General features: G+C 39.8%; 6 protein-coding genes. 2 read left to right on the top strand and 4 right to left on the bottom strand.

The features are described 5' to 3' along the window. The 4 genes from BGC07_RS04635 to BGC07_RS04620 form a co-directional block, all read right to left on the bottom strand. A partial coding sequence (locus BGC07_RS04635; protein ID WP_077216761.1) for an MFS transporter occupies positions 1-687 on the bottom strand: 687 nt, incomplete at its 3' end. An 81-nt stretch (positions 688-768) separates the two neighbouring features. Beyond that, positions 769-1,512 carry a GGDEF domain-containing protein gene (locus BGC07_RS04630; protein WP_235602929.1) on the bottom strand — a complete coding sequence of 248 codons (744 nt, stop codon included), beginning with the start codon at positions 1,510-1,512 and terminating at the stop codon, positions 769-771. 429 nt (positions 1,513-1,941) lie between these two features. Beyond that, complete coding sequence (locus BGC07_RS20055) at positions 1,942-2,394, bottom strand: ABC transporter substrate-binding protein (RefSeq protein ID WP_139121619.1); 453 nt, start codon at positions 2,392-2,394, stop codon at positions 1,942-1,944. Next, positions 2,334-2,663, bottom strand: coding sequence for a transporter substrate-binding domain-containing protein (locus BGC07_RS04620; protein WP_158006870.1), 330 nt, complete (start codon positions 2,661-2,663; stop codon positions 2,334-2,336). Before BGC07_RS04620 ends, BGC07_RS20055 begins: the two co-directional genes overlap by 61 nt. A gap of 478 nt (positions 2,664-3,141) precedes the next feature. Here BGC07_RS04620 and BGC07_RS04615 point away from each other — a divergent pair, with 478 nt between their 5' ends. Continuing rightward, a complete protein-coding gene (locus BGC07_RS04615) occupies positions 3,142-8,940 on the top strand; it encodes a two-partner secretion domain-containing protein (protein WP_069312146.1) in 5,799 nt (1,932 codons plus the stop codon). Beyond that, positions 8,891-9,817, top strand: coding sequence for a hypothetical protein (locus BGC07_RS04610; protein ID WP_139121618.1), 927 nt, complete (start codon positions 8,891-8,893; stop codon positions 9,815-9,817). The genes BGC07_RS04615 and BGC07_RS04610 overlap by 50 nt, the downstream gene beginning before the upstream one ends. Positions 9,818-9,898: the final 81 nt, after the last annotated feature.

Here is a 9,898-nt window from a genome sequence, read left to right as displayed (position 1 = left end):
AATGAGGCCTAATTGATGGTGTTTGATTAATTGGGAGAGTACTGCCTGATGAGATGTTTTCGGCTGTGTTAAAAGCATCTGTTGATAGCTTGGGGATTCTAATAATCGTTTTCTTAATAGCATCAACAGCAATGAGAGGCAGCCAATCACAATATAAGCAAGTCGCCAGCTGTGTGGGTGGTGACTAGCGCTCACTAAAACAGCGATTAAGCCACCGACAAACATACCTGCTGAAGAGGCGGTGCCGATCCAGCTCCCTGCAAGCGTCGTCCGTTTGGGGTTATGCTCCATGAGATAAATGGCTGAATTATTGAACTCGCCTGAGATCGCTAAGCTTTGAACTAGCCTAAAAATGAGTAATAAGATAGGAGCCAGTAGGCCAATATGCTGATAGCTGGGGATGCAGCCGATGGCAATTGTCGCCAGGCCGATGAGTAGGGAGCTGATAATCAGTGGGGAGCGGCGGCCATGTTTATCTGCGTAAAGGCCAAATAATAATCCCCCAAGAGGGCGACTTAAATAGGAGATTGCAAATATCGCATAAGTGAGTAATAGCGCGTGAGAGCCTAAGTCTTGAGGAAAGAAAAAGTGACTTAATAGCGTACCTAAATACATATAGAGTGAAAATTCAACCCACTCGATAAAGACGATACTGCTTGCTAATAAAGTAAGCTGATTGTTGCGCATGGTTTTTATTTATCATTGATTGTTAAAGGCTGTATCATAGCGCACTTTATTCAGTTTTGGCTATTTAGTCGGTATCAACGGTTACAGTAAGGCAGGTTCTTTATCAAGTGCATGATAGCTCGCTACACAATTACGGCCTTGTTGTTTTGCATGATATAAGGCTTGATCTGCACGCAGGAAAAATTGCTGTTGTTGATCATAATGGTCGAATTCACAGCTGCCAATGCTGACACTAAGTTTTTCATCGATTTTAAATGAGGTGGCTTGATGAACTGTTTGGCAAATACGTTTGGCCAGTAGGTTGGCACCTTCAAGATCGGTGTTGCGTAAAAGAACAACAAACTCTTCTCCACCGTAACGAAAGACTGTATCAGAGTCCCGGACCAGTTTTTTCAGTAATTTCGCAAGCTGTTGCAAGATCAAATCACCTTGATGATGACCGTATTGGTCATTGATTAATTTAAAGTGATCAATGTCAATTAACAGCATGGTTAGAGGGGAGTCATGGCGTTTGGCATAATTTGTTTCTTGCTCTAAGGCCTTATCGTAAGCGGCTCGATTGCCGGTTTCTGTTAGGTGGTCTTGTAGCGTTGCTTGCAGAGCAAGGTGGTATTGCAGTGCATAGTAGAGTGGAGTCAGCCAAAGTGAGCATAAGGCATCAAGTTCTAACTGGATACCACGACTAAAAGGAGTGTTGTGGCTGAATGTTAGCTCACCGATCGATTCGCTATTGTACTTAAGAGGAACTGAGTAATGAAATTTTTTTTGCTTCGCCTTGTTGGAAAGATAAGTGATATTTTTGATTGTGGTAGGACACACTATCACAAGGGATTGCCTTATGTAAAATTTGGCAAAATGCAGTAAAAGAGTCGATGGGTATTAAGTGATTATAGAGTGTTTGATAGATAAAAAGCTGAGCTTCAAGCTGATTAAAGCCGGGATATAAATTAATTGGCTCTATTTTGATATTGCTCATGTGGTGCATCCCTTCTTAATACTTATTTTTAGCTTAGTTGATTTAAAGGGTCTTAATATGAAATATTAAATTTATACCATTATCAATATTTTGCAGGATAAGTTACAATTACTGTCAAAGACATTAATTATTGGTGAAAATTGAAATATAACTAGATTCATGTGCAGATAATATTGGGTTATTATGCTGAAAAAGGAGTTATGAAAAATTAGGAATTAAGCCAAAGTCGTTGATGATCGTACTATGTATATTATTAGAATTAAAAGAGATTTTTTTCTTTATTGCTGATTAATATCTATACCATATTTCATATAAATATTTTGTATTTTTTCTTTATTTGCCATGGTTTTTTCAAAAGCCTTTTTAAAAGTATTGAATATTGCATCAGGAGTGCTTTTATTAAAAGCAAAATATGCCATGCTGGGCCGTTTGAAACGGTAGACAACTTCAAATTGTTTTGGGTCGTGTCGGCTATTTTTAATCCGCCAAGGCGTAGATGCATCACCATAGACAAATAAATCTGCCTGATCTTTAATTAGGATTTCTGGCATTTTGTTGAATTTTGGTACTTGTTTTAACTTTATCCCAGAGTTTAAAATACGTTGTGCGTGGGAGTCTTTTAGAATACCAACGATACGAAACGATTTTAAATCATTTTGATTATGAATAGTTATTTTTTCCTTTTTAAAGCGTAAACTGAGGTATAGTCTGCTACTATAGGGCCAACCCATTTGAAAAGATCTTCACGCTCTTTTGTTCTAGCAGTAGAAAAGAGCATGTTTGTTAAGTGAGCTTGTTGTGCTAGGTAATAACCGCGGCTCCAAGGGAGTATTTTTATATCATTGAGATTCAGTTTTAACCCCGCGTTGAGGTAGGTTTGCTTTAAAATATCAACAGCAATACCTGTGAGTTGTTGCTTTTTTCCTGCTTTTTTCGTTGTATCTTTATAATTGAAAGGAGGGTATTGCTCAGTGATTATTATGAGCTTTGCAAATGACACTGGGGAATTCACTATGAAAATTAGCACTAACAATAGTGGGTAGATTAATTTGAAGCCAAGTTGCATCTGTTTCTCTTGATGTATTGGGTCATATTGAAAATTTAACTTTTGCAATATCTATGCCAGTTTATTGGCTTGTTTTAAATTTTTAGTGCTTTAATTTTAAATGATTGATATGGAGAATTTAAAATTAAAACGCCAATTTGAAATAAGGTTTTTCTAAGGTTTTTACATTGTTAGTGATTAAATCTATTTTATTATTAAGAAATTTTATAGGAAATTTTGGTTGATATAGTTTTATCTCTAAACTCTCAGCTTAATTAGCTATTGGCATGGTTGTTGCAAACTTCATATATAGAATAGAAATAGACCTAATTTAGGTGGTTAAGTAATTAGCTCAGCAGTTTTTAGAAAAACTGCTCTATGTCGGGCAGTTTTATATTGTTTAAGTATAACAACTCCTTGCTTATGCATTGCATTGCCTGAAGGTGAGCTTGTTCGTCATGGGCAAATTGATTTTAATCGAGCGTCAAATAAAAAATTAATTATCGGCCAATCTTCTGATAAAGCGATTATTGACTGGAATAGCTTTTCAATTGCGCGTGATGAAGAAGTTAATATCCAGATGCAGCATGCGGATCAATGGCTACTAAATCGTGTGACTGGGCCATTTAGTAGCCAAATCCTTGGAACACTCAACAGCAACGGAAAGATTATTCTTAGTAATCAAAGTGGTGTTTACTTTGGTCCTAACGCTTATATTGATACGGCAAGCTTTATCGCATCTACAGGAAGCATTACGAACCAAAACTTCATTAATGATCAACTCTACTTTGATTTTAAATTTCTAAATACATTTTCTAGCATAGAGAATCACGGATTGATTACAGCCGATCAAGGGCTCGTCGCTCTTGTTGCGCCTGCTGTAAGTAATCATGGTACAGTGCGTGCGCGTTTAGGGCAGATTGCATTGGCTTCAGGTGCGGCTGTGACGATTGATTTATATGGCGATAATTTGATTAGTTTTTCTGATGGGACACTTGTTTCAGAGAATATGGCAAAAACTACTTATGATGATCGTGGTAATGTTATTACAGCGGGTATTACTAACACAGGCACTCTTTCTGCGCCAGGCGGTGTTGTGTCACTGACAACAGGTCAAGTTGCCAAGACGATTCGAAATAGTATTAATACAACGGGAATTATTGAAGCAACTGCGATTGAAGATAAAGATGGTTTTATAATTTTAAAAGGCGATAATCAGTCAGATATTACGGTCTCAGGGCAGGTTAACGTAAATAATACGACTAGCACGAATATAGCTTCGGCGGGTGAAGTTCAGATCTTAGGTGATAATATAACAATTAACAATGCAAAAATTACCGCGACAGGAGTAAAAAAAGGGGGTGAAATATACATCGGTGGAGATTATCAAGGAGGTGATAAACTACCCACATCAACATTGACTCATGTCGGCCAAGCAACTCAGATTGATGCTTCAGCCATTAACGAGGGTGATGGTGGTAAAGTGATTCTATGGTCTGATGGTAAAACTCAATTTTCAGGTCATATTGATGCACAAGGAGGTTCTAAACAAGGTAACGGTGGCTTTATTGAAGTTTCAGGAAGAAGAGAGCTAGATTTTACTGGGACTGTTAATTTATTAGCTGACAATGGTAAGTCTGGAACATTATTATTAGATCCAACAAATATTACTATTTCAACGGGGAGTAATACTAATGTAACAGGTTCTACGCCTTTTGAGCCCACATCAACAGGCTCTATTTTAAATGAAACAGCCTTAAATACTGCACTTGCTAGTGGTAATGTTATTGTGCAAACTACCGCAACTGGTGGTGAAGAGGGTGATATTACAGTTAATGCAGATATAAACTGGACGGCAGCGAATACGCTCACTCTTCAAGCACATGACGATATTATTGTTCAAGCGGACGCAACTTTTACAGCAAGTCATGCATCAGCAATATTAAATTTGCGCGCTGATTTAGATGGCTCAGGTGTGAGCAATGGTAATGGAGTTGGCGGTAGTTCAGGAGGCACGGTGACTATTGCTGATAATAATACGATTAATTTATCCGCCGGAGGAGATGTTAATATTTATTATTATGCTTCTGATTATAATTCTCCAACTAATTTTTCAGGAAAAGTTCAAAATGGCAATCTAACATCTTATATGCTCATTGATAATGTGATGGGCCTTGATAATATTGATAGTGCCAGTTCTAGTGCGAATTATGCACTCAGTAAAAATATAGATATGAGCAGTGCCGGGAATTGGACGCCACTTTTTGATGGTGCGAGCTATGATGGCAATTTTGACGGTCAAAATTTCACGATTTCGAACTTAACAGTGAACACCGTTGATTCTGGCGATAATGGCTTATTTAATGCAATCACCTCAGAAGTTAAAAATATACGGATTACTGATGCCTCGATTACAGGAGCGCGTGAGAATGGTATTCTTACGGGCAGCAATGATGGTGGAGTTATTATTAATAGCCATACATCAGGCACTATTGTTCAGTCAGGTAATGTTCTAGTTTTGGATGAGATTTACTTTGGTGGTTTAGCAGGTTCTAATAGTGGCACAATACGCAAATCATCTAGTAGTGCTTTTCTTGATGTAGATGGTGGTTTAGCGGATGGCTACGCTGGTGGGTTGGTTGGCGTTAGCTCTGGTACAATTGAAGACTCGTTTGCCACTGGACGAATCGATGGAACTGATCGGGTGGGAGGTTTAGTCGGGGAAAGTTCGGGAACTGTTCTTCGTTCTTTTTCATTAGGAGAGGTAAATGGATCAACAAATCTCGGTGGTCTGGTTGGCTTTAATAATGGTGGATCTGTAACGAATAGCTATTGGAATACTGAGACATCAGGTCGTGGTAGCTCTTCTGGTGGCACAGGTTTGAGTGATGCTAACTCAAAAATTCAAACAAGTTACACTGGCTTTGATTTTACCGGGAGTGATGCTGTCTGGGCCATACAGGCTAATGATAGCTATCCGTATCAAATTGAAGGCTATGGTAATACCCCCCAATTTATTACGACCAGCACCTCTGGTAGTGGCCAGCTGATTAATTTTGTCACATCAGGTAATAATTCAAATATTACGCGTAGCTTTCAAAATAATGGGGTTTATATTATTGCTCCTGAGGGAACCTATAGTACACCTACCTTAATTTATGTTAACGATGGAGGTAATCAAGGTAACATCGTTTGGCATCCAGAAACATCAGCGCCAGGAGCTTCATTAATAGCAGGGCAAGTGAATGTTGAAGGTGATGCAACCAATGCGATTAAAATCACTGAGTTAGCGACGATGCTCAATGGTGTGTCGGATACTGAAATATTATTATCACGTCAAAGTGCCAGTGAGACTAGGTTAGAGAGCACGAGTATTTTAGCTACAAGTGCGACAACATTATTTGAGTTTGATGGTAAATTATCACGCCAAACTTCAGGAGCTGGAACATTAACTTTTGCAGGGCCTGTTAATATTACAAGTAATAGTGCAGAAATAAATTCTAATAATGCGGTAATTACCTTTGATAATACCATTGATGGCACGTTTAATTTTACTGCCAATGCAGGTACAAATGCAATTACTGTTAATAAAGCTGTGGGAAATACAACAGCGTTAGGTAATTTATCTTTAACAGGCGATGCCGGAATTACTGTAGATACAACAACGATTAAAACCAATCAAATTGATTTTAATGATGCAGTGAATTTAACAGAAGCTTTAACAATAACCGTTAATGGTGCTAATAGTGCGAATATTAATGCAGGAATGACGGGAGCTAAAAGCCTCGTTATAAACTCATCTGTGGGTGAGGTGACTTTTGCAGGTACAACCAATATTACTAATTTAGATATTAATACGGCAAACAAGATCAATTTATCAGGCGCTATTACAACGAGTAGTGGCGTATTAACTTTTGGTCAGCCAGTAGTTTTAACGGGTCATACGACTTTAACATCAGTAGGTAACCAGCTCACATTTTCTTCTACAGTGGATGGAACTGTTGATGGCGCTCAGAACCTAACAATAAGTGCAGGAACAAACTTTAGGTTTAATAACAAGGTGGGTAGTAATACACGCTTAGGTAAATTAGATGTGACTGCCGGTCCTAGTGATATTGATATTAGCACTGATACGGTAAATGCCTCGCAAATGGACTTTAATAGTTCTGTCTCTATTTTGGACGATACAGTATTAAATTCAAATGGCAATGCAATTAATTTTGATAGCACTATTGATGGTGCAAATAACTTGACTTTAAACGCAGGGGCTGGCGCTGTTACGTTAAGTGATCAGATAGGCAGTTCAACAGCATTAAAAACACTCAATATTACTGGCAGCGCGATTAATGCCAATAATAATATTACGGCGAACCAAATGACTTTTAGCGGCCCTGTCGCAACGCCTTCAGGAACTTTTGCTTATAACTCTAATAGTAATAATATTGACTTTACGAATACATTAACGGGTACGGATACGAATTTAATTTTAAATGCTGGGGCCGGTGGGGTTATTATCTTTAGTAATGCTGTAAGCTTAGAATCTTTAAATGTAACAGCCAGTTTAAGCAATACGGTTACTAATAATATTACGACAGATACCGGAGGAATTACCTTTGCAAGCCCAGTTAACTTGACTGGAAATAGTATATTTAACTCGAATAATAGTGCGATTAGTCTTGATACGGTTGATGGGACGAAAACATTTACACTGAATGCTGGAACCAGCACGGTGGCATTGAATGATACACTAGGTAATAGCTCAGCTTTAGGTAACCTTTCGATTAATGCAGATGCTGGAATTACCATTAATACCAGTACGATTAAAGCCAATCAAATTGACTTTTTGGATGCGGTTACTTTAAGCGCCGATGCAGCAATTACTGCAAATAATGGTAATAAAATTAATATTAGCAATGGTATTACTGGCGCTGCGAATACGCTTACACTGTCTGGAACCGATGAAATTACCCTCTCTGGTACTAGCACGATTAAAACATTAACGATTTCAGGTACGCCGACTCAGATTAATTTGGCAGGGGCATTAACGACGAATACCGGAGCATTAAGCTTTGCTCAACCTTTAAATTTAACTGCCGTATCAAGCTTAACCTCAACAAATAATCCAATTAGCCTTAATACTGTTGATGGCACATTTAATTTTACAATTGATGCTGGGACGAGTACAGCGGCATTGAACAACACCTTAGGTAATACTGCAGCATTAGGTAATTTCTCTATTAGTGGCGATGCAGGGATTACGATTAATACCAGCACAATTAAAGCAAATCAAATTGACTTTTTGGATGCTGCGATACTGTCTGTTGATTCAACACTAACCGCCAATGGTAACAATACATTAAAACTAAATGGCATCACTGGCACAACAAAAACACTGACGTTAAACTCTGGCACAGGTGAAATAACCCTGGCGGGCACCAGTGATATTAATACCTTATCGATTACCAGTGCTCCTACTAAAATTAATTTAGGTGGTGCATTGACGACGCACACGGGCGCATTGACTTTCGCTCAGCCCTTAAATTTGATTACTGGTGCATCGAGCTTAACATCAACGAATAACCCGATTAATATGAATAGCACGGTCGATGGGGCTCAGGAATTAACGATAGATGCCGGGACGAGTACCGTTGCACTCAATAATACTTTGGGAACGAGTACACGCCTAGGCGCTCTGGATATTACCGGCACCGCTGGAATCACCCTGAATACAACCAGCATAAAAGCGGCTCAAATTGATTTAAACAGCCCGGTGACACTTGCAGCAACAGCAACGCTAGATTCAAATGGGAATGCAATTAATCTTGATGATACTGTGAATGCAACAGCGGCCGGGATGCAAGGTTTAACGCTGTCTGGGGGGGCAGGTGCAGTGACGTTAACAGGCGCACTGGGAAATACCACTCGTTTGGGAACTTTGAGTGTGACTGGCAGTGCCATTAATGCGAATAATAATATTACGGCCAACCAGGTGACTTTCACCGGACCGGTAGTGACCGCAGCAGGGACATTTACCTATGATTCGAACAGCAATAATATTGATTTTACCAATACCCTGACGGGCACCGATACCAATTTAGTGCTGAATGCGGGGGCCGGTGGCGATGTGACGTTTGGTAATATTGTCAATCTTGAGTCGCTGAATGCGACTGCCAGTTTAGCGAATGTGGCGAATAATATTACGACGGATACGGGGGGGTATTGTTTTCTCTAGCCCAGTGGCTTTAACCGGTAGCAGTATTTTTAATTCCAATGGCAATGCGATTACCCTGAATGACACGGTGAATGGCACGCAGAATTTAACCTTAAACGCGGGTTCTGGCGCAGTGACCTTAAGCTCAACATTAGGAAATAGCAATCGTTTAGGCGTGTTAAGTATCACTGGCAGTGCCATTAATGCAAATAATAATATTACGGCCAACCAGATGACCTTCACCGGACCGGTAGTGACCGCAGCAGGGACATTTACCTATGATTCGAACAGTAATAATATCGACTTTACCAATACCCTGACAGGGGCGGATACCAATTTGATTCTAAATGCTGGTGCAGGCGGTGATGTTACGTTTGCCAATGCGGTGAGTCTTGAGTCATTAAACACGAGCGCCAATCTAGCGAATGTGGGCAGTAATATTACGACAGATAGCGGCGGCATTACATTTTCGAGTCCGGTGACATTGACAGGTAATAGTACATTTAATTCGACCAATAGTCCGATTGTGCTTGATGCGGTGAATGGAACGAAAACGTTTACACTGAATGCTGGGACGAGTACCGTGGCACTGAATAATCCTATAGGGGCGAGTACACGTTTAGGCGCTTTAGATATTACCGGCTCTGCTGGTATTACGATTAATACTGCAAGCATTAAAGCAGCTCAAATGGATATGAATAGCCCGGTGACGCTCGCGGCAACAACGACGCTAGATTCAAACGGGAATGCAATTAATCTTGATGATACTGTGAATGCAACCGCGGCCGGGGTGCAAGGTTTAACGCTGTCTGGGGGGGCAGGTGCAGTGACGTTAACAGGCGCACTGGGGAATTGCCACTCGTTTGGGAGCTTTGAGTGTGACTGGCAGTGCCATTAATGCGAATAATAATATTACGGCCAACCAAATGACCTTCACCGGGCCGGTAGCGACCGCAGCAGGAACATTTACTTATAATTC

It is taken from the genome of Piscirickettsia litoralis, assembly GCF_001720395.1.
In the GTDB taxonomy this organism is placed as follows: domain Bacteria; phylum Pseudomonadota; class Gammaproteobacteria; order Piscirickettsiales; family Piscirickettsiaceae; genus Piscirickettsia; species Piscirickettsia litoralis.
This window is presented reverse-complemented; position numbering and strand designations above follow the sequence as displayed.

Coding starts and splice junctions, on each gene's coding strand:
- BGC07_RS20055 (WP_139121619.1), bottom strand. CDS start 2,394: ATGGGTTGGCCCTATAGTAGCAGACTATACCTCAGTTTACGCTTTAAA.
- BGC07_RS04610 (WP_139121618.1), top strand. CDS start 8,891: ATGTGGCGAATAATATTACGACGGATACGGGGGGGTATTGTTTTCTCT.